The sequence below is a fragment of the Salinicoccus jeotgali genome, assembly GCF_055379195.1.
In genome coordinates this window covers 987,232-1,013,004 of the sequence record NZ_AP043830.1, presented here as the reverse complement: position 1 = coordinate 1,013,004, position 25,773 = coordinate 987,232, and the positions used below count along the sequence as shown (strand labels likewise).

Here is a 25,773-nt window from a genome sequence, read left to right as displayed (position 1 = left end):
GATCAGTCACCCTTAAAAAATCGTCTTGTTTTATCAAAAATATTCTCGTTTTGCTCCTGTATGTCTTCACCGCCATGTTCAGCCAATTGACGGAACAGATCAACTTCCCTCTCAGAAAGCTTGGTCGGCGTTACAACTTTTACTGTTACGAAGAGATCGCCATAACCATAGCCGTGGACGTTTTTGACGCCTTTTTCTTTAAGGCGGAAACGTTTGCCCGTTTGTGTACCGGCCGGTACAGTCAGGACGACTTCAGAATTCAATGTCGGCACCGTCACCTCATCGCCAAGAGCAGCCTGGGCAAATGAAATCGGCAGTTCATAGTGGATGTCATCGCCATCTCTTGTGAATTTGGAATCGGCTCTGACACGGAAGACGATATAGAGATCGCCTGACGGGCCACCGTTTACTCCCGGTTCACCCTTACCTTGTAGTCTGACTTGTTGTCCATTGTCGACACCTTCAGGCACAGTGACTTCGATTTCGACATCTTTAGTTACAGTGCCGGCGCCTTTACAGACGTTACATGGATCTTCAATTTCTTCACCTGTACCTTGACAAGTTGGACATGTGCGTTCGGTTTGTATCCTGCCAAACGGCGTATTCTGTTCGACTGCAACACGGCCAGCTCCGGAACACATCTTACATGTCGTTTTGGATGTACCAGGTTTTGCACCTGAACCGTCACAAGTTTCACACTGCACTTCTTTTTTGACTGTTATGGTTTTTGTGATCCCGAACACTGCTTCTTCAAAACTGATTGTCATGGTGTATTGAAGGTCATCGCCTTTTCTTGGAGCGTTCGGATCCACTCTGCCGCCGCCTCCAAAGAATGAGCTGAATATGTCTTCAAAGCCTCCAAAGCCACCGGCGCCGCTGAATCCACCACCGCCACCGAACTGCTGATTCATGCCTTCATGGCCAAAGCGGTCGTATTGCGCCCTTTTGTTTTCATCACTCAATGTTTCATAAGCTTCAGATATCTCCTTGAATTTAGCATCTGAGCCCTCTTCTTTATTTATATCAGGGTGATATTTCTTGGACAGTTTCCTGTATGCTTTCTTTATGTCATCTTTTGAAGCATCTTTACTGACACCAAGCACCTCGTAGTAATCCTTCTTTGCCATACTATCGCCTCCAACCTGTATACTATATCATTTAAAAAAGTCAAAGCCAATGCGTTTGGCTTTGACTTTTCCTCAATTGAAATTATGGTTCTGCTTATTTTTTATCTTCTTCGTCATCCACTTCTTTGAAGTCTGCATCAACGACATCGTCATCTTGCGTGCCTTCTGTTTCTGCACCTTCTTGGGCTTGCTGTTCCTGAGCCATCTGCTCGTATAGTTTCATGGACATGCCTTGGACGATTTCTTCCAGTGCATCTTTTTTCGCTTTGATATCTTCGATGTCAGTACCTTCAAGCGCAGTTTTCAATTCTTCTTTTGCACTCTCAGCTTTTTCTTTTTCGTCCGCTTCCACTTTGTCGCCAAGATCTTCGATCGTCTTGTCTGTAGTGAATACGAGTTGATCCGCTTCGTTCCTCAAATCAACCTCTTCGCGGCGCTTCTTATCCTCTTCAGCATTCTTTTCAGCTTCCTGAACCATTCTGTCTATATCTTCATCAGACAGGTTGGAGCTGGATTCGATTGTGATCTTCTGCTCTTTTCCTGTACCTTGATCTTTAGCTGCAACATTTACGATACCGTTTTTGTCGATGTCAAATGTCACTTCGATTTGAGGTACGCCTCGTGGAGCTGGTGGGATATCCGTCAATTGGAATCTGCCGAGTGTCTTGTTGTCTGCAGCCATCGGGCGCTCACCTTGCAGCACATGGATATCGACTGCCGGCTGGTTGTCCGCTGCTGTTGAGAACACTTGTGATTTGCTTGTCGGGATTGTAGTGTTGCGCTCGATCAGGACAGTGGATACGCCACCCATTGTTTCGATACCAAGGGAAAGTGGTGTAACATCCAACAGTACAACGTCCTGAACATCACCAGAGAGAACTCCGCCTTGGATTGCAGCACCCATTGCGACAACTTCGTCCGGGTTGACACTCTTGTTTGGATCCTTGCCTGTTTCTTTCTTGATTGCTTCTTGAACTGCAGGTATACGGGTTGAACCACCGACCAGGATTACTTCGTCGATTTCACTTGTGCTGATGCCTGCGTCTTTGATTGCCTGACGTGCAGGGCCCATAGTGCGCTCGACCAGGTTTCTGGACAATTCTTCGAATTTGGCTCTTGTCAGAGTTTCTTCAAGGTGTAGTGGACCTGCTTCTCCTGCTGAGATGAACGGCAGGGAGATTTGTGTGGAAGATACTCCAGAAAGATCTTTCTTGGCTTTCTCAGCCGCATCTTTAAGACGCTGTGTCGCCATCTTATCTTTAGACAAGTCGATGCCGTTTTCTTTCTTGAAGGACTCGACCAGGTAATCGATGACTACGTCGTCGAAGTCGTCACCACCAAGTTTGTTGTCACCTGCTGTTGAAAGCACTTCGAATACGCCATCTCCGAGTTCAAGGATGGAAACGTCGAAAGTACCGCCGCCAAGGTCGAATACGAGTATTTTTTCATCCTGCTCTTTTTTATCCAGGCCATACGCCAATGCAGCTGCAGTCGGCTCGTTGATGATACGCTCAACTTCCATTCCTGCAATGCGTCCCGCGTCTTTTGTAGCCTGACGCTCGGAGTCGTTGAAATATGCAGGTACAGTTACAACTGCTTTTTCAACTTTTTCCCCAAGGTAGCTTTCTGCTGTTTCTTTAAGGTTTTGAAGAATCATAGCTGAAATTTCTTGAGGTGTATAATCTTTGCCTTCAATTGTTTCCTTGTGTTCAGTACCCATATGTCTCTTGATGGACATGATTGTGTTAGGGTTTGTGATCGCCTGACGTTTAGCGACTTCACCTACTTGTTTCTCACCATCTTTGAAAGATACTACTGAAGGCGTCGTACGGTTGCCTTCTGCATTCTGGATGACTTTTGGTTCTCCGCCTTCCAGTACAGAAACTACAGAGTTAGTTGTTCCCAAGTCGATTCCGATAACTTTACTCATTACAAAATTCCTCCATTTTGGTTGATTGGTGTTACTTCATTCGTGTCGATGGAAAGTTTTATTCGCTTACTTTAACCATGCTCGGACGGATGACCCGGTCCTTCAGGATATAACCTTTTTGGAATTCCTCAAGGATGATGCCGGCTTCTTTATCAGAAGACTCGGTCATGACCGCCTGGTGGAAATTCGGGTCGAAATCTTCTCCGACGCTTTTCACTTCCGTCACTTCATATTTCATCAATGTATTGACAAGATCATTGTAGACCATTTCAACACCTTTGTGGAGTGATACGAAAGACTCGGAGTCCCCCTCGATTTTAAGGGCCCGCTCAAAATTATCAATGATCGGGAGAAGATCTTCCACAATCTTCTGATGTTTGTATTTGTTGTTGTTCTCAATCTCTTGACGATTCCTGCGCTTGAAGTTATCAAACTCAGCATGCAGTTTCAGATTTCTGTTCTCTTCATCTTCCAGCTTCTGCTTAAGCGCTTCGATTTCCTCGTCCTTTTGTGTGGCTTCTGATTGGGTTGATTCGTCATCTGATACCACTTCAGCACTGTCGGCCTCGATTCCAGATTGTTCCTGTTCAGTCGACTCATGCTCGATGATTATGTCCTCATCCTCGGCATGATTCTTTTTCGCCACTGTTTCTTCGCTATTATCTTTTGTCACTACAATCACTCCTTTTTCATTTCCTGGTTCCGGATGGCGTACATCAATCCGATTACCTTTTTGTACCCCATCAATTCTGGACCGATTATCATCAAGTTGCCGCTCATGCCGTTTACATGAAAGTCCGTCGCAATGACTGAAATGGAATCATAGTCCCGATTCAATTCATCACTGAAATAGACATCAACGCCATCTATTTTAGTGAGATCAATCAATTCATTCAACTGATCTGATTCCATATCGTCATAGAGCAGCTGCAAAGTGCTGATGTCGCTGCTTATTTGATGGATCAGATGGTTGAATCCGGAATGCCCCACTATCTGTCCCGGCTCGCCGGCAGCTTCTGCAGCTGCCCGCGCAAGGTTCGTCTTCAAGCCATTGAGCGCGTGTCTGACTTTCATTGCATGGATGATCTCCGGCAATCTGCTGATCGGCTGATCGAACGTCAGCACATTCAGCTCGTTACCCAGCTTTTCTAACTCAGGTACCGTGATTGCGTCTTCCATGTTGACTGGAATTTTTCGGATCGCACCTGATTGAAGCACGATGATCAATAATAGTGTGTGTGTGGTAATGGGTGTAAGCAAAAGGCCTTTTACTTTTTCATCTTCTTCTGATAAGGAAACCTGTGTCAGGTATTGGGTGGTGCCGCTGATCATATCTGCCAGGGAACGGCTCATCTGATTGCGGTCCATCTCCCTTTCCATCTTCGGCAGGAAAGTGAAGTCGAGTGCATCACTGTCTGTGCTCAACTGCTGGTTGAGTCTATCGATGTAGAATCTCAGCGCCTTCCTTGCCGGTATACGACCTGCTGAGGTATGTGGTTTAGTCAAGAAGCCATCCGCTTCGAGCTTGGCCATTTCATTCCTCACAGTTGCTGAAGAGATATCCAGGTTATACTTGTCGATCAGATATTTGGAACTGATCGGCATCATGACCTTCAGAAAATCATCAACTATCGAAAAAAGTATGAGCTCCTGTCTATAGGTTAAAATTGACCTCACCTCATTAGCACTCCATATCCTCAAGTGCCAATATTAATTTATCAAAATGGTCAAAGAATGTCAATCCATAAGTTTGAATAAATTCAAAAACGCTCAATCAAGAAGAAAATCCATAAAAACGGTGTTGCCCACAAGCCGGCCTTTCTGTGTAAGTGAAACGTAGCCGCCATTTTGTTCCAGATGTCCAGCAGCAATTTGACGCCCCAACACTTCACCATACACATCGTCAATCGGACCGTACTTTTGACCGAAGCGTATCATGTCGACACCCTTATTCATCCTCAGGCCAAGGAACATCTCCTCTTCCATCTGTGCTTTCTTTTCAAGGACGATTTTCTCTTTGACGACATCACCTGAATCCTTCATCGCTTCTATATAATGGTTCACCGGTTTGATGTTATAGTACCTTGTTCCATCTATATAGCCGTGGCTTCCTGCGCCGGCCCCATAATAAGGTTCATTTTTCCAGTAAGTTTTATTGTGTTCCGATTCGTACTGCGGCTTGGAAAAATTTGAAATTTCGTATTGCGGATAACCCAGTGCATCCAATCCATCGATTACATACAAATATTTCTCAGCTTCCACATCATCGTCATCCACAGTCATTTTGCCTTTCTTTATTTGATTATAGAAGATCGTATGGGGTTCTATGATCAACGAATACCATGAAATGTGCTTTGGCTTTAAGGAGGCGATATGGCTCAGGCTGTCGTCTAAGTCACTCATCGTTTCGCCTGGCAGATTATACATCAGATCCAATGAGTAGTTGTTCAACCCTATCTTCTCCATATGATCTATGGCATTGAAGATGTCCCGGTAACCGTGCGAACGGCCCAGAACTTTAAGCAGATCTTCATTGAATGTCTGCACGCCTAGACTCACGCGGTTGACGCCGTGGGTATTGAGGACGTCCAGTTTACCTGGCGTCAATTCATCCGGATTGGCTTCGAAAGTAAATTCTTCCGTTATGTTGAATCGATTGTTGATGACTGTTAGTAGGCGATCGAGCTGCATTTCGGTCAGGGCAGTTGGTGTGCCCCCACCGACGAATACAGTTCTGAGGCTCGTTTGTTCAATTCCTTCAAGTTCAGCAATCAGTGCATCTAAATACTGATCGACAGGCTGATTTTTTATCAGCACCTTATTGAAGTCGCAGTATGTGCAAATCCTGTTGCAGAACGGTATGTGGATATATAGGCTTTCTGTCATGATTTACTCTCCAATCAAAACTAAAAGCCACTGTTGTAGTGGCTTTTAGTCTTCATCCATTTTAAGTACGGCCAAGAATGCTTCTTGCGGTATTTCGACGCTTCCAACCGATTTCATCTTCTTCTTGCCTTCCTTCTGCTTCTCGAGCAGTTTACGCTTCCGGCTGATATCCCCTCCGTAACACTTGGAAAGAACATTCTTGCCCATTGACTTGATGTTCGTCCTGGCAATGATCTTTTGGCCGAGGGAAGCTTGGACAGGCACTTCGAACTGCTGACGGGGTATGAGAGTCTTAAGTTTTTCGACGATGGTCTTGCCGCGTTCATAGGCAAAGTCTCTGTGTACGATGACACTCAGTGCATCTACTCTTTCATTGTTGAGCAGGATATCCATCTTGACAAGCTTGCTTTCCTTATAGCCTATCAGTTCATAATCAAATGAAGCATAGCCTTTAGTCTGTGATTTCAACTGATCGAAGAAATCGAACACTACTTCTGAAAGGGGAATTTCATAAATAATATTTACCCTGATATCATCAAGATAATCCATGGTGATGAAATTTCCTCGTTTCTTCTGGCACAATTCCATTACTGCGCCTACATAGTCATTCGGGACCATGACTGTGGATTTGACGTATGGTTCTTCGATATGTGAAATTTTTTGCGGGTCCGGCATTTCTGCAGGGTTATCTACAGTCACCTTCGTCTCGTCTGTCATATAGACATCATAGATTACGGATGGCGCAGTGGCAATCAGTTCAATGCCAAATTCGCGTTCAATCCGTTCCTGGACGATCTCCATGTGAAGGAGCCCGAGGAATCCTGTCCGGTAACCGAAGCCGAGTGCTTGTGATGTCTCGGGTTCGTAGACCAGTGAAGAGTCATTTAATTCGAGCTTCTCCAATGCCTCCCTAAGGTCAGTGTACTTGTTGGCATCTATCGGATAGATACCGCAGTAGACCATGGGATTCATCTTTTTGTACCCTTGAAGAGGCGCTTCTGCTGGGTTATCGGCAGACGTAATCGTATCCCCGACGCGAGAATCACTGACATTTTTGACCGAAGCCATCAAATAGCCTACATCTCCGACAGTCAATTCCTGCACGGGCAGTGGCTTAGGCGTATTGATACCTATCTCAGCCACTTCAAATTCTTTACCGGTGGCCATCATGCGTATCTTGTCACCAGGCTTTACTGTACCATCGACGATTCTGATTGAGGAAATTACGCCGCGGTAAGGGTCGTAGACCGAGTCGAAGATAAGTGCCTTCAATGGTGCAGAAGGATCGCCGTTTGGCGGTGGCACTGTTTCTACAACCCGTTCCAAAATTTCTTCAATGCCGATATTTGCCTTGGCGGAAGCGTGTATGGCTTCATCCTTATCCAAGCCTATGACGTCTTCCACTTCCTGGGCGATGCGGTCGGGTTCAGCTGCCGGGAGGTCGATCTTGTTGATGACCGGAATCAGTTCCAGATCGTTATCCAACGCCAAATAGACGTTGGCCAGAGTCTGTGCTTCAATGCCCTGCGCGGCATCCACAACAAGGATGCCACCTTCACACGCGGCTAATGAACGGGAGACTTCGTATGTAAAATCGACGTGTCCCGGCGTATCGATAAGGTGGAAGATGTAGTCTTCCCCGTCTTTTGCGGTATATTTAAGCTGTACTGCGTTCAATTTGATTGTTATGCCGCGCTCGCGCTCCAAATCCATGGAATCGAGCAGCTGCATCTTCATCTCCCTTGATGTGACCGACTTGGTGTTTTCAAGGATGCGGTCAGCAAGAGTACTCTTGCCGTGATCAATATGGGCGATTATGGAGAAGTTACGTATATTTTCCTGTCGTTCCAGACGCTCTTGATCATTCATATATCTTCCAACTTTCTCTAATAGCAATGGTTGTATTATAGCAACAATAACAATTTCATTCAATTCCTTTTCTGTTTATATTGCATAAGGGTGCGATGTTTGATAAAATACTTCTTGTTGCAATCAATGTTGTACAACTACAAGGTGGAGGTGAATGCAATGGCTAATATTAAATCAGCAATCAAAAGAGTAAAGACGACTGATAAAGCTCAACGTCAAAACATTGCTCAGAAAAATGAAATGCGTACTGCTGTCAAGCGTGCCATGACTGCAAAAGAAAATAATGCGGAAAATACGGAAACACTCGTTTCCAATGCTGTTAAATACGTAGATAAAGCTTCTAAAAAGAACTTGATCCATGATAATAAAGCATCCCGCTTGAAATCAAAATTGATGACAAAATAAACCCCCTCCTCTGTGAAGGGGTTTATTCATGAAGAAAGGTCTCCACTCGGAGGCCTTTTTATATTTCCAGGATAAAGAGCTCAAACAGGCTCTGACGGTTCAGGTAACTGGATTTGAACTTATAGTCGATATCGCGGCATTTGACCATCTTCTGCTCCAATTCATCCTGGCGGTATTTGCCTATTTCCCGTGCAGCCAACTTCACCCGGTAGGGGTGCACCTTCAGGGCTTTCGCTATATTGTCCCCCTGATAGCCCTGCTGCATCATCAGCTTAACTTGATACAACAGCCTCAGCTGATTGATGATCAGATGCAGCAGCTGCATCGGCTCTTCATTCTGAAGCATCAGCGCACGGAGCAGTTTGACTGCAGCAGCTTTCTGACCTGATAGTATGAGATCGGTCAGCCTGAAGATATTCTCTTCAAGACTTACACTGACTATCTCCTCCACAGCCTCTTCAGTGATCTTCCCATCAGTATAGAGGAGGAGTTTATCCAACTCATTCCTGACTTGATCATATTTGATGCCGACACGTGCAATAAACAGGTTCAAAGCTTTAGGATCCACCTCAACACCGGATTCTTCAGCTGTCGCATTGATGAAACTTCTGACTTCATTCTCCGTCATCTCGGCCATTTCAGTGATGGCGCCTTTTTTCTTAAGCAGTTTGGTTATCTTCTTACGGTTATCAAGCTGCTCATGATAGACTTTGAATATGATGAGTGCATCATCGTTTTTATTGTTGATGTATTCCACCAGCAGATCAATATCATGATCTACTTCAGCGCGAACTTTAGCTCCTGTAAAAGAATAGGCATCATCAACCAAGATAGCCTTCCTGTCCGATAGGAACGGTAAAGTTTGTGCTTCTTCTATAATCTGCTCGATTGTCGATTCCCTGTAGTTCAGGGCAACGATGCTGAAATCATCCGCTTCCCCGACATAATCCTCAGCCAATTTCTTAGCTTTTTCTGATATCCTTAGTGCATTATTGCCATAAATGAGCTGTAAGCGATCCATATTGGTCGTCACCCTTCTGTCTATTCTAAATCCATTATAGCTTTTTTTTGTTAAATATCATATAATGTTAGTGATATGTTTAGGAGGTTATCTCATGAATAAATTCGAAAAACATGTTCAATCCAAGAATAACGATGTCGTGGATTCCGGTGTCGGCTTTGTTGTCGGTTTCCTCGGTTTGACGGCGATCTACGTCGTGGCACAGATTTTCCAGATTGTTGCAGGTTAATGAAGAGCTGAATAATCAGCTCTTTTTTTTATGCAGTGATTTTTCTGTTCGAACTTTGTTTCGACGCACATCACTTCATTCTTTATATTGAACCGGACCATACCATGTATGGAAGTGTCGAACATTTCGAGATGGGCAGTCCGCTCCATCACTTCATCATGGGGGTGACCGTAGCGGTTGTCTACTCCGGCAGATACCAGACCATATGTAAATGACCCATTTTTGATGAACGCCTCTCCAGTCGAAGTATTCGAACCGTGATGGCCAAGCTTCAGTACATCTGCATGTATTGATCCGTACTGCTCTATGATCTGGGTTTCACCCTCCGTATCAGCGTCTCCTGTAAACAAGAAGGTGTAGGCACCTGCCGAAACCTCCAACACCAGTGAGTGTTGGTTGGAATCATCACTTGCCAGTTCGGAGGTGGGATATAATTTCCTGATGCTGATGGCCCCTACTTCAATTTCAGGCGCCTCCATAGCATCCACCACCCTGCCCTTTTGCACTACGGACAAATCAGCATACCACTCTTTAAAGCTCGGGTCGAGCGGATTCAGATAAATCTGTTTTACATCGAGTTTCTCCATTATATACTTTGATTCCCCGACATGATCAAGGTCGAAGTGCGACAGGATCAATAGATCTATACTGTTGATTCCCGCTTCTTTCAACAGGGGGAGTACGGTCTGAACCGATAGTTTCTTCGAGTCCGGATTCAAGTATCTTTTGCCCCCTGTATCGATCAGTATGGTCCGGTCATTCACATGGTCGGTCACGATGAAGGCATCACCCTGACCGACGTCCACCATGGTGACGGTGACGTCATATTGATGGATTGCATCAGATGTGAACAGTGTAGTGATGAAAACCAAAAGTGAGAGGATGAAGGATTTCATCTCCCTCAGACATAGGGCGTACATCATCCAATAGGAGGCGATGACAACGATGATCAGCGCCACGGCACTTAAATTTTTGACGGCGATCCGATGGGTCATCATATCCGCCAAATATACGATCGAACCTTTTAGATTGTCGAACATGAAAGCATATAGAAGATCCACCGATTCGGGAATACCCATTAACACCAAGCAGTTATAGAAAATGACCATCGGGAAAAATACCAGTGTAAAAACAGGCACATAGATCATATTCATCACTATTCCGCTGATGCTGAGTTCATTGAACTGCATCAGTACTGTGGCGACTGTAGAAATTTCAGCAATAAGCGTAATGCCGAGCAACTGTGCTATGAAGCCATAACCCATCCAATAGTTTTTGGAAAGAACAATGGCGAAAGTCGTAAGATATGATAACTGGAAGCCTGCATGGTGGACAATCCAAGGATTCATGGCTATCTGGATGATCGCAGATAGAGAAATGACTGTAAGGTATGGTCTACTCCTTGTAAATGACAGCAGCAATAGTGTAATCGTCATAAAGACGGCACGGAATACGCTCGGGCTTGGAAAGTTCAATGCAAGGAACAGCAGCAGCACAACGATCATGATGATCCTGATCGTACCCACTTCCAGACGCAATCGATTGAGGATATGGAATATTACTGCACCGATGAAAGCGACGTGCGTGCCTGAGATGACATACAGATGATAGATGCCGAGCTTCTGCAGAGCATCAAAAAACTCTGACGTTATATATGATTTATTGCCGATCGACAGCGTCAGGATATCATACTTGTAATCGTGTTCCGTACTTCTAAGCACCTTCTTCATATATGTATCGCGTGCCTGTGCAATCTTCATATGTAAAGTTGGTTGTGTGTGGCTCCCGCACCTATCCAGATCCCCACTATCCATATATATGCGGCCATCCATGCCGTTGACCCCCATCATCCTAACGGCATCGTATTTGATGAAGTTGCGTGTCGCCTCAGGCTGCTCCACCGGAAAGGGGCCGGCACACCGGGTGCCTATCGGCAACTCGATGCCTTCAGGTACATACACATCAAGACTATTCCCGTCCGCTTCGGCAATATGCCCCAGACCTTCACGGTAGTATTTGTATTCAGTTATCGTAATGGATTGAACCGTTTCAAGCACAGGTTTTTCAGACAATATAAAAACAGCCATCGTCAGGATGGCTGTCAAAGTAATATGGAAAATAAGATATGAATAGCCCTCCATCCTCTTGATGCAGACCAGACAGGCTATGGATATAAAAAATGCCCCTAATAAGGGGTCATTGCAGATGATATGGGCATTTACGAGTGATAATAAAATCAGGAACGACTTCATGACTCCTGTTTGAATAGTTCCAGGATGTTTTCCCGGTCGAATGCGATACGTTCATGATGGACACCGGTTTTATCAAGGAGTTCCAACGCGTAAGGGTGATTCTTATAGTCTTCTGCATAGTAGATGGAGCTGATGCCGGCCTGTATCAATGATTTTGTACAATGCACACACGGGAAATGCGTCACATAGACACTTGCGCCTTCAGTCGACACGCCAAACTTGGAACATTGCAGCAATGCATTGATTTCAGCATGGATCGTCCTGATGCAATGCCCCCCTTCGAGCAGACACCCAACATCGATGCAGTGCGCTTCTCCGGAGACTGACCCGTTGTAGCCACCGGCAATAACCCTGTTATCCTTAACGATGGTCGTACCGACTCTAAGTCGCTCGCAAGTCGACCGCAGACTGAGCAGATGACTTTGTGCGAGAAAGTACTGATGCCAATTGATTCTCATGTTACCCCTCCTGTATCCTATTCATCTATTGTAATATAAGGTTTCAGACTTTCAAATGTTTTATCGCCGATGCCAGGGATATTCTTTATATCTTCAAGCTTCATGAACAACCCGTTCTCTTCCCTGTAATCCAAAAAAAGCTGAGCTTTCTTTTCACCTATGCCATTAAGCGTCGTAAGTTCGTCTACATCTGCAGTATTGATGTTTACAAGCGCTTCTGCCTCTTCATTTTCTTCCGTCTGATTAACAAGACCTTCAGCAATTTCTTCCCCGACAGCTGGTACATACACCACCTGTTCATCCTTGAGTTTCATGGATTGATTGACGGTCAATAGATCGGCATTCCCTTTGATCTGCGCCATCTCAAGGACATTTTTTACACGGGCGTCATTAGGGACTTCGAACACACCGGGATATTTCACCGCACCCTTGACTTCCACCATGATTGTCTGTGATTCAGCTTGCTCTTCTTCAGGGGCTTCATCGGATGACTCTTCATAAGCTTTAGGTTCGTAGGCTTTCATCGGCATTTCTTCCTCATTGGAAGACATTAATTTAAACACAATTATCGAAAACACTAGACACACGGCCGCACAAGCGATGGGAATTTTATACCTTTTGCATACTTCCATGAATTCAGTCACTGCATTTCCTCCTAGAATAATCTCTCATATATATATGGGGAGAAATGGCCGTTTTTCTTTTTTTACATTGCAAGTAAATAATAAAACTCGAAAAATAAAAATGACCCGGCATCTGCCAGGTCATTCCGTCTGTTTATTTTTTCAATACATAGAATACCCTGTCACAAATATCGGTCACTGGATTATCTATTGAGAAATCACTGAAGGAATTGAGGATTGAAAAATCAGTCTGATTGATTACCCGAATCATTTCCTTATGCTTATAGGTTCGTTGCTCATGGGTTTCAGCAATTTTACGGTATGTGTCCCCGTCTTCCTCTTTTACGAAGAACGTCATATCATGGATTACCGACAGTGGATGCTCACCTGTAATGGCATGCCATATATAAGTGATATGATCTGTTTCATCCGAATAGGTCATATCATTAAATTCATGCTCCATTTTATAGACGCTATGGATATCGAATAGGAAGATACCATCTGGATTCAGATGATCGTAGACGTTCTTAAGCACCTGGGCCACTTCACTAGGGTCTTTGCAGTAGTTCATCACATCGACGGTTGCAATTGCCATATCAAACTTCTCATCAAGGCGGAAATCGAGCATATCTCCAGTTAAAAACGATGTTTGCTTCAAATTTTTTGATTTTGCCTCTTCTATCATCTGTGGGGACTGATCCATGCCAGTCACCTTGTCGAAATCAAGCTGACTGGTCAGACGGCCTGTACCGCATCCGATATCCAGGACACTTTGCCGCCCCCCTTTGAAATGGTTGATGATGTCCAGCCAGAGATCATATGGCAGATCATAGGTGAGTGCCTCATAATGGCGGCTGAAAAGTTGGTAGGTTGACTCAGACTTCAACGCGTTCACCATTCTTGAACAGACGCTCAAGATTATAGTATTCACGCTCTGGTTTATGGAAGATATGGAGGACGACGTTGCCTGCGTCGAGCAATACCCATTTACCTTCCTTATAGCCTTCCATATTCGTCTCTACGCCGTGTTTTTGACACGCATCCTCTGCTTCATCGGCAATCGCCTGAACCTGGCGGTCCGAGCTTGCGTCGCAGATAAGATAATAGTCGGTGACGCTGCTTGACCCTGAAACATCAAATTTCATGATCTCCTCTGCACGCTTATCATCACATGCTTCTGCTAAAAGTTCGATTAGTTGTCCGGTTTTCATACATTCACTCCTTGACCATATTATAGTAATTCAAGCATTCCAATGTCTTATGATAGATCGGCTGATCCTTAGACAATAGATGCTGCATGTTGGCTTTAGTAATCTCATAGACCGCAAGATCCAGATTGCGGTCATCAAAAACAAGCTCCCGTATCGTTTCCACGCCGGGCTGACTTCTTTTCGGCTCAATATAATCTGCAACATAGATGATTTTTTCATTAAGCGACATATGGCTCCTGCCGCTCGTGTGGTTCATGATCGCCTGGTAGATTTCCTCATCCTGCACCCGGTACTCTTCACGCATTTTTACTGCAGCCACTGGGCCATGCAGAACCGCAGATTTATAGCTGAGGAGTTCAGGGTCGAGCTTATACTTTGTGACGTACTGGTACATCTCGCCCAGTTCATCGTACTTCGAGAAATCGTGGAGTATGCCTGCAAGGAAGCATTTATTTTTGTCTCCCTTGAATATTTCAGCCATTTTAACTGCCGTCTCTGCTACTCTTTTGGAATGTTTATACCTTTTTTCAGGTAGTTTGGCCTTTACCATATCTAACGCCACTTTATGTTTCATACAAGCGATGCTCCTTTATATACTGGTATACAGAAGGCTCGAGCTGATGCATTGCCACTTCCCCTTTTTTTATCCTTTCCCGAATGACTGTAGAAGAAATCTCCATAACAGGCTGGCTAAGGGCAATGAAGCGTTCATCTATGGCCAGTTCATCGGAGCGGCGGCTCATTACAACGAAATTCATCATTTTAAGCAGCGCTTCATGACGATGCCACTTGTGGAATCCTTCATATTGATCGGAACCGATAAGGAAATACCGCTCATCTGATGGATATTCCTCCTTCAGATATTGGACGGTGTCGAAAGTGTAGCTCATACCTTCCCGAGTAATTTCCCAATCGAGGATTTCCATGAACTTGTAGGGAGCGGCGGCTCTTTCTAACATTTCAAGACGGTGTCTGTCACCAGTGGTGGATTCATCTTTCAGCGGTGACTGTTTTGCAGGAATCAGGATGATCTTATCCAAATCCAGGGCGATCTTAGCCTCAACGACGCCATGTATATGACCGAGGTGCACAGGATCGAATGTCCCTCCAAAGAAGCCTATCCTCATCCCAAGTCGATCTTCTTGTTCTCTTCAGACATTTTATACAATACAATCGTCTTTCCGATTATGGTGACGACATGACTGTTCGTGGCTTCGCTGATTTGGGCCGCTATATTATCCTTATCCTCCAGACAGTTCTGCAGGACTGATATTTTGATGAGCTCCCTCTTTTCAAGAACGTCGTTGATCTGCTCGACGAAGTTCTCATTGACTCCATTTTTCCCAACCTGGAAGATGGGGTTTAGATGATGCGCCTCTGCTTTCAATTGTTTCACTTGACGAGAAGTGAGTGTATTCATGATTGGCCTCCATTATATTCTTTATACTTTTTATTAACTGCTTCGTAATCTCCCTTGTCGCCAGTCCATATTTCATATGCATCCATTGCCTGATGGATGAGCATCGGCATGCCGTTCATACGGTTTGCTTCCTTGAAATAATCGAGGAATGGCGTTACTTCCGGTTTATAGATGAGGTCGACTCCGATTGTCGATTCGCCGAATAATCCTTGCGGCAAGTCCAACACCTCTACAAGATCTTCATTTGCGAGTCCCACCGGTGTCGAATTGATGATGACATCGAATGCTTCTTGACCAGTCAGCTCAGGCAACAGCGTGAAGGAGAAGTCCGTCGTTATAAATCCCTCCATGGCAGTACTTCGGCGTGCCGCTATGGTCACGTCATCTCCGATGTTCGCGTGTGCCCGGTGTACTGCTTTCGCTGCACCACCGGCTCCGATGATGAGTACTTTGCGTCGACTTTTACCGAACTTGCCATGGAACGCATTCATATAGCCTGTAACATCGGTGTTATGGCCCCTCCATACTCCATTTCTTATGGACACGGTGTTCACAGCACCGATGTTTCGGGCATCCGCTTCAATCTCATCCAGATGCTTCATGATACTTTCTTTATGTGGGAGGGTGACGTTGAACCCTTTCAGTTTATTAGCCGATGCCGTCTCCTGTATGGCATCAAGCGCGTCAGGTTCAACTTCAATCGCCAAGTATTCATCAGACCTCCCCTTAGCAGCGAAATTCGCATTATGGATTAAAGGTGAGAGACTATGCGATACAGGGAATCCTATTACTGCATAATTACCCATTACTGGTCTCCTTTAAATATCGTCGGCCTCAAAGTGACTTCCACACCTTCAGGCACGCGTACAGTCACTGTAGATCCGCCACCTACGCGGATGAACGACAGTCCGCTTATTTCTATGTCACTATCTTCTTCGATATCGAATTCATGACTTTCATAGGACTCGGTCAAGTAAGGTGTTTCAATTTCGGGTGGCGCCAACAGAGTATTATAATGTTTGCTGTAGAATTCATCTGCATTATCCGTCTTGGTCCGGTGGATGGTAAGCGCGTGGTGTGCAAATACGTTAAAACTGTTGCGTTCTCCATAATTATGGTCGATACGCGCCAAGTTACCGATGAAAAGACTCTGCCCGGAGTCCAGTTGGAACCCTTTGGATTTGATCTCTTTAGTTGGAGTTATATGCTTTAAGCTGTCGCTTGAGACATAATGGGCCATTTGGGAATTCAACATCACACCAGGTGTATCATAGATGAACGCATTTCCATCCAGTGGGATATCGATGAGGTCGAGGGTGGTTCCAGGGAACTGGCTTGTCGTAATCACTTCTTTATCTCCCGATGTGTTTTCAATCAGGCGGTTAATGAGTGTCGATTTACCTACGTTCGTCGTGCCCACAACATAGATGTCCTTGCCTTCCGACAACTTCGACAAGCGCTCGAGCAGCTTGTCTATCCCTTCATTCTTCATAGCACTCACTACTACAGTGTCGACAGCTTTGATGCCCGCTTCACTGAGCATGAGTTTAGCGCGATGCACAAGCCGGCTGCGGTTGACCGATTTTGGCAGCAGGTCAATCTTATTGATGACCGCAACCACTTTCTTGTCCCCGACAATCCTGTTGAAGGACGGGATGATGCTGCCGTTGAAGTCGAATACATCAACCACTTTGACGATCAGACCGTCCGTTTCATATAAGGCATTCAGCATCGTCATGAAATCTCCGGAATCGACATCCACATCCATCACTTCATTATAATGTTTCAGACGGTAGCATCGTTTGCAGATCGGATTTTCCTTTTCCAGTCCGCTTGCGGGTATATAACCCGGTTGTTTTTCGTCATCGCTCTGCAGTTCTGCTCCGCAGCCAATACATTTAATAGACTCCAAATGTCAGTCCCTCCATTGAATAAGACCTTTACGGTCAAAATATCTCATTATGATGCGTTCAATTCTCCGGTTGACCACAGTGGCCCAACCATCTTTCTTTTTGACGGGCAATACCAGAATACTTTCCAACCCGGTCCGATTCGCCCCCAATACATCCGTCAGAAGCTGATCGCCGATCATGACCGTTTCAGATTTAGCTGCCCCCATATTGGCGAGCGCTCTCCGGTAGGAATGCCCTAGGGGCTTTCTGGCCCGGTATATATACTGGATTTCGTGCGGGTCACTGAAATCACCGACTCTTTGCTGGCTCCCGTTAGAAACGATGGAGACTTTTATATCGTTATCCTTCATCTCCTTAAGCCACTTCAACACTTCTTCATTGGCATCGGGTTCGTCGAACCCCACCAGAGTATTGTCCAAATCCGTGATGATTGCGCGTATGCCGCGCTCTTTTAAATATTCAGGCGTTATGCTATGGAATTCCCTGAAATAGTCGCTTGGTAAAAAATATTTTTTAAGAAGCTTCAATGTCCGCACTCCCAGTGAGTTTTTTTATATTCTATCACAAAAATAAAAGCCCCTTAAAAAATTAAGGCGCTTTTTTAACTATTCAATGATGTCATTATCCTCTGTCTCGGTCTCTTTGTAAACCAGAAAACCGATGACGACTGTAATGATGATTGAAATGATCATGAGAAAAGTCATTGAGTATCCCTCCAGGTCACAAGTCCTTCATTAATAATTTTACAACTTCAGATGAATGAATACAAGCTTTAGACAAAAATTCTTCATAAGCCATATCTGCACTGTCATCCGCCCTATCTGAAATCGAACGGATGATGACGAATGGCGTCGAGAATTGATAGCAAGTCTGTGCGATGGCCGCCGATTCCATATCCACCGCATAGGCTTTTTTGAAGTTTTGCAGGATGGCGCCCTTCTGGGCCGCATTGCTGATGAATGAGTCACCACTGACCACTTGGCCGCTATGACCAGTTATATCCTGATTTTTGGAAATCGCGGTCATCGCCAACTTCACGAGGCCCTTATCAGCATAGTACATTTTTGGCATGCCCGGCACTTGCCCCAGCTCATAGCCGAAGTCGACAGCATCGACATCGTGATGCAGCACATTCGTGCTGACAACCATGTCCGTCACATCAAGGGTATCCGATAAGGCCCCGGCCACACCCGTGTTGATGATGAGGCTTGGGTTATATCGTTCAATGAGGAGTGCGGTGATCATGCTTGCATTCACCTTTCCGATGCCGCTCTCGACGACAATCGCATCTCTTCCGAAAAGTTCACCGGTGTACGCGGTGGTATGGGCCAGTTCCTCCGATGAGCTGATATCCATCCATTCCAGTAGAATGTCAACTTCCGGCTTCATCGCACCGATGATACCGATGGGTCCCCTAGTCAATGGAAACAATCTCCACTTTCATTTCATTGCCGTTCGGGAGCGGTACATTTACTGAATCCTTCAATTTGGCACCCATCAGGGACTGGGCTATCGGCGATTCATTTGATATTTTACCTTCAAACGGATCGGCTTCAGCACTGCCGACAATCTGATAGGATTCTTTGTCTCCATCAGGCAGTTCCTTGAATGTGACGGTCTTGCCGATCTGGACTACATTATTGTTGTTGCTGTCTTCAATGATTTTGGCGTGGCGCAGCATATCTTCAATTTTGGTGATTTCCTGTTCGACGAACCCTTGCTCATCTTTAGCTGCATCATATTCAGAGTTCTCTGAGAGGTCACCGAAACTTCTTGCGACTTTTATCTTCTCAACCACTTCGGGGCGTTTTACGACTTTCAGATGTTCGAGTTCCTCCTGCAATTGTTCATATCCGCTTTTTGTCATTGGAAATTCTTTATTCATATCCATAATGGTTATAAGCCTCCAGTAATTATAAGTCTAGTTAATTTTTGATTCGTTAAGCAATGTGCGTATTTTGGTCGTGATGAGATCAATCGCCACATCATTCTTGCCACCTTCAGGGATGATGACATCACTGAAGCGTTTAGTGGGTTCGATGAATTGCAGGTGCATCGGCCTGACTACGTTCAAGTACTGGCTGATTACTGAATCCATCGTCCGGCCCCGCTCTTCGATGTCACGCTGTAGCCTTCTCAATATACGGATGTCGGAATCTGTATCCACATAGAGTTTGACGTCCATCAAATCCCGCAGTGCTTCGTTCTCAAGTGCGAATATGCCTTCGATGATGATGACATCTTTCGGCTCAACCAGAATGGTCTCATCACTCCGCGTATGGATCTCATAGTTGTATGTCGGGATTTCTACAGGCTTGCGCTCGATGAGCTGGCCAATGTGGGAAATGAGAAGATCATTATCGAATGCAAATGGATGATCATAATTGGTCTTCAGCCGTTCCTCGAATGTTTTATCGCTCTGGTCTTTATAATAATAGTCCTGCTCGATCAATATGACGCTGTGACCGTCCAAGGCATGCATTATCTTGCGTGTGACTGATGTCTTGCCGGAGCCTGAACCCCCGGCTATGCCAATGACTGTTGGTTTTCTCATTCGCCTTGCTCCTCTTTATCTTTTGTAATTATGAGTAGGCCATCGCCGACCGGCAAAAAGGCTGAAGACATCTTCGATTCTTTTATCATCCGATTGAACCCGTCCACCTTCTCCTTCATTCTCCGGGTGCCGCGGGCAGTGATTTCTTCCTTTGTGACCAATCCTCTAAGCAGTATATTGTCGATGATGATCAGACCACCCGGTTTGACATGAGGAGAGAACTTATCGAAGAAATTCCCGTTGTTCCCTTTTGATGCATCGATGAAGAGAAGATCGAACTTCTGTTCACCAAGTTCCTCGGGGACCACTTCCTTGGCATCTGCCAAAAGGCTCCTCACCCTGTCTGACACACCTTGCATTTCGAAAAATCGTTTAGCATGTGCGTGGGAATCCTGGTCTTTCTCAATAGTGACGACAGAGATATCCTGGCTTACCGATAGCATGTGCATTGCACTGTAGCCAATGGCAGTACCTATCTCAAGGATTCTTTTTGTGCCTGAGAGATGGATATAATGTTTCATGACTGATAGGGCGTCCTGGTCCATGATGGGTACACGGTTTTCTTGTGCATACGCAAGCATTTCAGGAAATAATTCTTTTTCAGTGTTCATTTCTTTAATATATTCATAAATGTCCATATAAGCCACCATATATACAAAAAATACAACTGATAACAAAAGTTATCAGTTGCTTTGTTCGTCAGAATCATATTAGCACAGATTATTCCAGTTGAAAAGACGATTTTACATGCTAATTGTTATTAATATATTTTTCCCTGTTTTCAGTGTGTTCTTCGAATGTTTCAGCAAAATGGTTATTGCCTTCGCTGTCTGCAAGGAAATAATAAAAGTTTGTATTGGAAGGATTCATTGTGCTCTGTACAGACTCCATGCCTGGAGACGCGATTGGACCAGGTGGAAGGCCTGTAATATTGTAAGTGTTGTAAGGATCCTCCACTTCAAGGTCTTCAAATAATGTGCGTTCCTTATGCTCACCTAGGGCATACAATACAGTTGGGTCAGTCTGAAGCGGCATCGCCGGGTTCTCGGACATGCGGTTTAAGAACACGCTTGCGATCTTGGAGCGGTCGGCCAGCGATGTCGCCTCTTCTTCGACTAGGGAAGACAATGTGAGGAACTCATGGAATGAAAGTTCCTTCGTCTCGCCTTCAAAAGTCATTGTATATCCTTCACTCGAATTGAAGACGCTGTATGAATTATTCTTAGTGGCATCAAGCATCTGTTCAATAATGTCCTTTACCTTCGGTTCTTCCTCAGTGATGTCATATGTTGCAGGGAAAAGATAGCCTTCAAGCGGGAACTTGACCTCTTCATCGAGTATTGCATCAGACAGCATATCAGGATATTCCTCAATCAACGATTTGATGTAGGATTCATCATTCATCAGATCCATGAATTCTTTTTCCTTGATAGGCAGCTGCTCTGCCATCTGGGCGGCAATCTCATCTATCGAATAGCCTTCAGGTACCGTCAGTCTATGTTGGATTTCCTGATAGATACGCCCTGTTTCAAGCGTCTTTGCAATCTTTTCGAAGTCCATTGAAGGAGAAAGTTCATAGTTTCCGGCCTGATAATTGGTGATGCTATTTAGTTTAAGGTAGTATTCAAACATCATGCCACTTTTGATGATCCCTTCCTCTTCCAGGACTTCACCTATCTTATCGGCTGTCGAACCTTGCTCTATCTTCACTTCTTTGACTTCTGTAGAATCGCTGTCCAGAGGCTCGATCCCAGATTTGACGTATACATATATGGAGAAGGCCGCGATTACAAACAGTATCGCCAACGTGGCGATGACGAACAAGGACAGGTATGACGATACATTCTTTGAAAATTTGATATCTTCGTATTTGCTCATGTATAACTCCTATCTCAAAAATAGCTTCCAATAAAATTGGAAGCCATCCGTAATTCCAGAAAAAATCTACTGTTCCGGTTCGTCCATACGAGTATTGACGATTTCTTCGATCATATCCCATTCTTCATCCGTCTCGACGGGCATGAACTTACCGCCTTCGCCATCTCCATCGGGTACATTGATCATCGGAATAAGTTCTATCTCTTCATCCTCATTGGAGAAGTTTCCTTCCTCTGCAAGAATGACGTATTCCTTATCGAACCCTGGATGATGGAATTCGAGCATTTTGCGGTAAAGTACTTCGTTCCCCTCTTCGTCGTATAGTGTCAGCATTTCCTCTTCCATGTTGAATTCCATTTCTTCCTGACTCATAGTTCAATCTCCTTTGACCGGGTTATCGAGGTAGCCCTGCAGTATGAATACTGCGGCCATCTTATCGATAACTGCCTTCCTTTTTTTTCGGGAGAGGTCCGCTTCAAGTAGCGAGCGCTCTGCCCCGATTGTGCTTAAACGTTCATCCCATAGTGTTATTTTAACATCTGGCAACGCGTTTTCAAGCAATTTGGCAAAGTGGATTGAACGCTCTCCACTCTCTCCAATTGAATTATTCATGTTCTTTGGCAATCCTACGATTATTCTCTCGACATCATTATCCATCGCCAGCCTGACGATCTCTTCGATACCGTATATCCCTTCATCGTAGTCGATTTTGAGCGTGGTGACGCCTTGCGCTGTCCACCCGAGTGCATCACTCAGCGCCACACCAATGGTCTTCGTCCCAACATCAAGTCCGAGTATCCTATTCATGTATTTCCTTCTCGATGTAGCTCCTGACAAGGACTTCCATTATTTCATCACGGTCGATATGCCGAATTCTATTGCGCGCCTCATTATGCCGGGGGATATAGGCCGGATCACCGCTTTGGAGGTATCCGACGATCTGGTTGATTGGGTTATACCCACGCTCTTCCAGTGTCCTGTAGACGACGGCCATGATGTCTTTGACATTTTCAGTTTTCATGTCGTCTACACTGAATTTCATTGTTTCATCAAACTGGTTCAATTACAGCACTCCCATCGTTGCTTCCCTTTTCAATCAGTATAGCATTGATTGTTTTTATAAAGTACTTTTAATATAGTCTTCAACAAATTGTAATGCACTTGTTATATTCTCTGGAGCGGTGCCGCCACCTTGTGCCATATCCGGGCGCCCACCGCCTTTCCCGTCCACTGTTGAAGCCATGCCCTTCATGATGTCGCCGGCTTTTAGGCGGTCGGTCAATGATTTAGGCACTGTCACCACAAGGGATACCTTGTCGCCATTCACCGAACCGAGCGCAATTACTGCATCTTGGGCCCGTGATTTTAGGCGGTCCATCGTTTCTCTCAGTTCCTTGGCATCTTCTGTCTGCACTTCCATGGAAAGCACCGGCACACCGTTGATATCCTTGGTTTCATGGGTGGCCTCTGAGAGCTTTTCATCTTGGCGAGATGCTTTCAAATTCTTGATTTCATTGTGCATCGACTGGTTTTCAGCAAGCAGCGCTGAGACCTTCTTATTGACTTGGCCATCTTTGACCTTCAGGTTTTTGGCAATCTCTTTTACAACTGCTTCCTTCTCTTTGTAGTACGCCACCGCGTATTTGCTAGTGACAGCTTCTATACGTCTTATGCCTGCCCCGATGCCTGTTTCAGATACTATCTTGAAAGTACCGATTTCACCGGTGTTTCTGACATGGATACCGCCGCATAGCTCTATCGAGTACTGGTTGATATCCACTACGCGGACGACGTCGCCGTATTTTTCACCGAACAGTGCCGTAGCACCCTTTTGTTTTGCTTCTTCTATCGGCATTTCCTCAATCTCTACAGCCATATTGCGGTAGATGTTGGCATTCACTATATTTTCTATCTGTTCGGTTTCTTCTGCGCTCAGGCCTTCAAGGTGGGAGAAGTCAAAACGCAGCCGTTCTTTTTCCACAAGTGAACCTGCCTGGCTTACATGATCGCCAAGCACATCTTTTAACGCCTGGTGCAGAAGGTGCGTTGCAGTATGGTTTTTGATGATGAAGTTACGGCTTTCTGCATCCACTTCCAGGTCATATGTGGCACCTTTGGAAAGTCTACCTTCCGAGATATGTGCCACATGCACATTCTGCCCGTTCGGTGCCTTGTAGACTGAGCTGACTGTAAGTTTTGCACCGTCTGCCCGGATCTCCCCTTTATCTGCCACCTGTCCGCCGCTTGTTGCATAGAACGGTGTACGGTCAAAGATGAGTTCCACGTCCTGGCCCGCCTCTGCAGCATCCATCTCGCTATCCGCATGGATGATGTGAAGCAGCACGGCTTCTTCGCTTTTAGAAGTATAACCGGTGAATGTACTCGGCGCAGTAAGGCGCGCAAGCGTTTCAGACTGGACCTGCATCGAGTCACCCGATTTCCGGGCATTCCTTGCCCGTTCACGCTGCGCTTTCATTTCTTCGATAAAACCTGCTTCATCAACCGTCATGCCGTCATTCTCTGCATATTCCTTGGTCAGTTCATACGGAAATCCGTAAGTGTCATAGAGTCTGAAGGCATCTTCGCCGCTGATGACATTATCATCCTGCTGCGCTTTCTTCTTGAACTGTTCGTAGATTTGGATACCTTCATCAAGCGTGGCAAGGAAGCGCTCTTCTTCTTTTTTGATGACTTCCTTGATGAATGCCTTGCGTTCGCCCACGTTCGGGTAGAAACCTTCCATTATTTCAGATACCGGTTCCACCAGGTCAAACATGAAGGCACGGTTGATGTCGAGCTCTTTGCTGAAGCGGACTGCGCGTCTGATCAGACGTCTTAATACATAACCGCGTCCTTCGTTTGAAGGGAGTGCACCGTCCGCAACCGCAAAGCTCACGGTGCGGATATGGTCGCTTATCACTTTGTACGCAACATCGGCTTTGGCATCTTCGCCGTAACGGTGGCCACTGATCCTACTGATCTCAGCAAGGATTGGGGTGAAGAGATCCGTATCAAAGTTGGTCGGCACTTCCTGTATGATGCTGGCCATCCTTTCGAGCCCCATGCCCGTATCAATGTTCTTTTTCGGCAGTGGTGTATAGGAACCATCCTTGTTATGGTTGAATTCACTGAATACGAGGTTCCAGATTTCCAGATAGCGTTCATTTTCCCCACCCGGGTACATTTCATCCGCCGGAGCACCCGGTTCGAAATCCGGACCGCGGTCATAGAAGATTTCACTGTTCGGGCCGCACGGACCTTCCCCGATATCCCAGAAGTTACCTTCTATGCGGATGATGCGATCAGCATCAAGGCCAATCATCTCCCGCCATATCCTGTAGGCATCTTCATCTTCTGGGTGGACGGTGACATAGAGGAGTGATGGGTCGAAGCCGATCCACTCGCTGTTCGTCAGGAAGTCCCATGCGTAGCGGATCGCATCTTCCTTGAAATAATCCCCTATCGAAAAATTGCCTAACATTTCAAAGAATGTATGGTGACGGGCTGTAAAGCCGACGTTCTCAATATCGTTTGTCCTGATCGCCTTTTGGGCATTGACGATTTTAGGGTTCTCTGGAATGGTGCGGCCGTCAAAGTACTTCTTTAGAGTCGCCACCCCTGAGTTGATCCACAGCAGGGAGTCGTCATCTATCGGTACAAGCGGTGCACTCGGCTCCACCATATGATTGTGTGCCCTGAAGTATTCAAGGAACATATCCCTGATTTCGTTACCGGTCAGTCTTTTCATTACAGTCACTCCTTAGTTTTTAAAATAAAAAAAGATCCCCCCAAAATATGGGACGATCTGAACCGCGGTACCACCCAAGTTATGACATAGTCATCACTTTGCATATATATAAAGTGGGTGGAGATTAGCACGTGAAAGGATGCGTCACTGCTCTCAGCTGCTGCAATGTCTCTGTCCATCACAATCCAGTCACTCGGGATCTCCACTTGTTTTAACCTTGATTTGATTATAGGAATATTCATCGGATCT

Annotated in this window: 29 protein-coding genes; 2 read left to right on the top strand and 27 right to left on the bottom strand. The window is 45.4% G+C overall.

What is annotated here, in order from left to right; translation table 11 throughout:
- Positions 1 to 2 precede the first annotated feature (2 nt).
- The 6 genes from dnaJ to lepA form a co-directional block, all read right to left on the bottom strand.
- Entirely contained in the window at positions 3 to 1,127 is a 1,125-nt protein-coding gene (dnaJ, locus tag ACZ43I_RS05070) for a molecular chaperone DnaJ (RefSeq protein ID WP_344700935.1), read from the bottom strand.
- A 94-nt stretch (positions 1,128 to 1,221) separates the two neighbouring features.
- Positions 1,222 to 3,057, bottom strand: a complete 1,836-nt coding sequence (dnaK, locus tag ACZ43I_RS05065; RefSeq protein ID WP_344700936.1) for a molecular chaperone DnaK — start codon at positions 3,055 to 3,057, stop codon at positions 1,222 to 1,224.
- A gap of 58 nt (positions 3,058 to 3,115) precedes the next feature.
- Positions 3,116 to 3,730, bottom strand: coding sequence for a nucleotide exchange factor GrpE (gene grpE / locus ACZ43I_RS05060; protein WP_344700937.1), 615 nt, complete (start codon positions 3,728 to 3,730; stop codon positions 3,116 to 3,118).
- Between the two features lie 5 nt (positions 3,731 to 3,735).
- A complete protein-coding gene (hrcA, locus tag ACZ43I_RS05055; RefSeq protein WP_344700938.1) occupies positions 3,736 to 4,734 on the bottom strand; it encodes a heat-inducible transcriptional repressor HrcA in 999 nt (332 codons plus the stop codon).
- A gap of 93 nt (positions 4,735 to 4,827) precedes the next feature.
- Positions 4,828 to 5,943 (bottom strand): radical SAM family heme chaperone HemW, encoded by a 1,116-nt coding sequence (gene hemW, locus ACZ43I_RS05050; protein ID WP_425568273.1) that lies wholly within the window; start codon positions 5,941 to 5,943, stop codon positions 4,828 to 4,830.
- A gap of 45 nt (positions 5,944 to 5,988) precedes the next feature.
- Positions 5,989 to 7,812: a translation elongation factor 4 gene (lepA, locus tag ACZ43I_RS05045; protein ID WP_344700939.1), complete on the bottom strand. Its 1,824-nt coding sequence runs from the start codon at positions 7,810 to 7,812 to the stop codon at positions 5,989 to 5,991.
- Between the two features lie 159 nt (positions 7,813 to 7,971).
- Between lepA and rpsT the strand changes: the two genes are divergently transcribed.
- On the top strand, positions 7,972 to 8,217 hold the full coding sequence (gene rpsT, locus ACZ43I_RS05040; protein WP_344700940.1) for a 30S ribosomal protein S20: 246 nt from the start codon (positions 7,972 to 7,974) through the stop codon (positions 8,215 to 8,217).
- 58 nt (positions 8,218 to 8,275) lie between these two features.
- Here the strand turns inward: rpsT and holA are convergent, their stop codons facing one another.
- Positions 8,276 to 9,238 (bottom strand): DNA polymerase III subunit delta, encoded by a 963-nt coding sequence (gene holA, locus ACZ43I_RS05035; protein WP_344700941.1) that lies wholly within the window; start codon positions 9,236 to 9,238, stop codon positions 8,276 to 8,278.
- A gap of 94 nt (positions 9,239 to 9,332) precedes the next feature.
- Here holA and ACZ43I_RS05030 point away from each other — a divergent pair, with 94 nt between their 5' ends.
- Positions 9,333 to 9,467 (top strand): YqzM family protein, encoded by a 135-nt coding sequence (locus ACZ43I_RS05030; RefSeq protein WP_344700942.1) that lies wholly within the window; start codon positions 9,333 to 9,335, stop codon positions 9,465 to 9,467.
- On the opposite strand, the gene ACZ43I_RS05025 is transcribed toward ACZ43I_RS05030, so the two are convergent.
- The 20 genes from ACZ43I_RS05025 to alaS all read right to left on the bottom strand — a co-directional run bounded on the left by ACZ43I_RS05025 (position 9,464) and on the right by alaS (position 25,524).
- Positions 9,464 to 11,608: a DNA internalization-related competence protein ComEC/Rec2 gene (locus ACZ43I_RS05025; protein ID WP_344700943.1), complete on the bottom strand. Its 2,145-nt coding sequence runs from the start codon at positions 11,606 to 11,608 to the stop codon at positions 9,464 to 9,466. The two genes, ACZ43I_RS05030 and ACZ43I_RS05025, sit on opposite strands and share 4 nt — an antisense overlap.
- Positions 11,609 to 11,715: 107 nt before the next feature.
- A complete protein-coding gene (locus ACZ43I_RS05020) occupies positions 11,716 to 12,177 on the bottom strand; it encodes a ComE operon protein 2 (protein WP_344700944.1) in 462 nt (153 codons plus the stop codon).
- A 17-nt stretch (positions 12,178 to 12,194) separates the two neighbouring features.
- Positions 12,195 to 12,821, bottom strand: coding sequence for a helix-hairpin-helix domain-containing protein (locus ACZ43I_RS05015; protein WP_344700945.1), 627 nt, complete (start codon positions 12,819 to 12,821; stop codon positions 12,195 to 12,197).
- A 133-nt stretch (positions 12,822 to 12,954) separates the two neighbouring features.
- Positions 12,955 to 13,686, bottom strand: a complete 732-nt coding sequence (locus ACZ43I_RS05010) for a class I SAM-dependent DNA methyltransferase (protein ID WP_464761747.1) — start codon at positions 13,684 to 13,686, stop codon at positions 12,955 to 12,957.
- Positions 13,676 to 14,011 carry a ribosome silencing factor gene (gene rsfS / locus ACZ43I_RS05005; protein WP_344700946.1) on the bottom strand — a complete coding sequence of 112 codons (336 nt, stop codon included), beginning with the start codon at positions 14,009 to 14,011 and terminating at the stop codon, positions 13,676 to 13,678. The genes ACZ43I_RS05010 and rsfS overlap by 11 nt, the downstream gene beginning before the upstream one ends.
- A 4-nt stretch (positions 14,012 to 14,015) precedes the next feature.
- The gene (gene yqeK / locus ACZ43I_RS05000; RefSeq protein ID WP_344700947.1) at positions 14,016 to 14,585 is read right to left on the bottom strand and encodes a bis(5'-nucleosyl)-tetraphosphatase (symmetrical) YqeK; all 570 of its coding nucleotides are present in this window, start codon (positions 14,583 to 14,585) and stop codon (positions 14,016 to 14,018) included.
- Positions 14,575 to 15,138: a nicotinate (nicotinamide) nucleotide adenylyltransferase gene (gene nadD, locus ACZ43I_RS04995; protein ID WP_344700948.1), complete on the bottom strand. Its 564-nt coding sequence runs from the start codon at positions 15,136 to 15,138 to the stop codon at positions 14,575 to 14,577. Before nadD ends, yqeK begins: the two co-directional genes overlap by 11 nt.
- Positions 15,135 to 15,431, bottom strand: a complete 297-nt coding sequence (gene yhbY / locus ACZ43I_RS04990; RefSeq protein ID WP_344700949.1) for a ribosome assembly RNA-binding protein YhbY — start codon at positions 15,429 to 15,431, stop codon at positions 15,135 to 15,137. Before yhbY ends, nadD begins: the two co-directional genes overlap by 4 nt.
- Positions 15,428 to 16,237, bottom strand: a complete 810-nt coding sequence (aroE, locus tag ACZ43I_RS04985; protein WP_344700950.1) for a shikimate dehydrogenase — start codon at positions 16,235 to 16,237, stop codon at positions 15,428 to 15,430. Before aroE ends, yhbY begins: the two co-directional genes overlap by 4 nt.
- On the bottom strand, positions 16,237 to 17,343 hold the full coding sequence (gene yqeH / locus ACZ43I_RS04980; protein WP_344700951.1) for a ribosome biogenesis GTPase YqeH: 1,107 nt from the start codon (positions 17,341 to 17,343) through the stop codon (positions 16,237 to 16,239). The genes aroE and yqeH overlap by 1 nt, the downstream gene beginning before the upstream one ends.
- Positions 17,344 to 17,346: 3 nt before the next feature.
- A complete protein-coding gene (locus tag ACZ43I_RS04975; protein WP_344700952.1) occupies positions 17,347 to 17,871 on the bottom strand; it encodes a YqeG family HAD IIIA-type phosphatase in 525 nt (174 codons plus the stop codon).
- Between the two features lie 193 nt (positions 17,872 to 18,064).
- A complete protein-coding gene (locus tag ACZ43I_RS04970; RefSeq protein ID WP_344700953.1) occupies positions 18,065 to 18,766 on the bottom strand; it encodes a 5'-methylthioadenosine/adenosylhomocysteine nucleosidase in 702 nt (233 codons plus the stop codon).
- Positions 18,759 to 19,235: a transcription elongation factor GreA gene (gene greA / locus ACZ43I_RS04965; RefSeq protein ID WP_344700954.1), complete on the bottom strand. Its 477-nt coding sequence runs from the start codon at positions 19,233 to 19,235 to the stop codon at positions 18,759 to 18,761. Before greA ends, ACZ43I_RS04970 begins: the two co-directional genes overlap by 8 nt.
- Before the next feature lie 30 nt (positions 19,236 to 19,265).
- On the bottom strand, positions 19,266 to 19,898 hold the full coding sequence (gene udk, locus ACZ43I_RS04960) for a uridine kinase (RefSeq protein ID WP_344700955.1): 633 nt from the start codon (positions 19,896 to 19,898) through the stop codon (positions 19,266 to 19,268).
- The gene (locus tag ACZ43I_RS04955) at positions 19,895 to 20,536 is read right to left on the bottom strand and encodes an O-methyltransferase (protein ID WP_344700956.1); all 642 of its coding nucleotides are present in this window, start codon (positions 20,534 to 20,536) and stop codon (positions 19,895 to 19,897) included. Before ACZ43I_RS04955 ends, udk begins: the two co-directional genes overlap by 4 nt.
- 112 nt (positions 20,537 to 20,648) lie before the next feature.
- On the bottom strand, positions 20,649 to 21,776 hold the full coding sequence (gene mltG, locus ACZ43I_RS04950) for an endolytic transglycosylase MltG (protein ID WP_344700957.1): 1,128 nt from the start codon (positions 21,774 to 21,776) through the stop codon (positions 20,649 to 20,651).
- 66 nt (positions 21,777 to 21,842) lie between these two features.
- Positions 21,843 to 22,148 carry a DUF1292 domain-containing protein gene (locus tag ACZ43I_RS04945; protein WP_344700958.1) on the bottom strand — a complete coding sequence of 102 codons (306 nt, stop codon included), beginning with the start codon at positions 22,146 to 22,148 and terminating at the stop codon, positions 21,843 to 21,845.
- A gap of 3 nt (positions 22,149 to 22,151) precedes the next feature.
- Positions 22,152 to 22,583: a Holliday junction resolvase RuvX gene (gene ruvX / locus ACZ43I_RS04940; RefSeq protein ID WP_344700959.1), complete on the bottom strand. Its 432-nt coding sequence runs from the start codon at positions 22,581 to 22,583 to the stop codon at positions 22,152 to 22,154.
- On the bottom strand, positions 22,576 to 22,839 hold the full coding sequence (locus ACZ43I_RS04935) for an IreB family regulatory phosphoprotein (protein WP_344700960.1): 264 nt from the start codon (positions 22,837 to 22,839) through the stop codon (positions 22,576 to 22,578). Before ACZ43I_RS04935 ends, ruvX begins: the two co-directional genes overlap by 8 nt.
- A gap of 54 nt (positions 22,840 to 22,893) precedes the next feature.
- Positions 22,894 to 25,524 (bottom strand): alanine--tRNA ligase, encoded by a 2,631-nt coding sequence (gene alaS, locus ACZ43I_RS04930; protein ID WP_344700961.1) that lies wholly within the window; start codon positions 25,522 to 25,524, stop codon positions 22,894 to 22,896.
- Between the last annotated feature and the right edge of the window lie 249 nt (positions 25,525 to 25,773).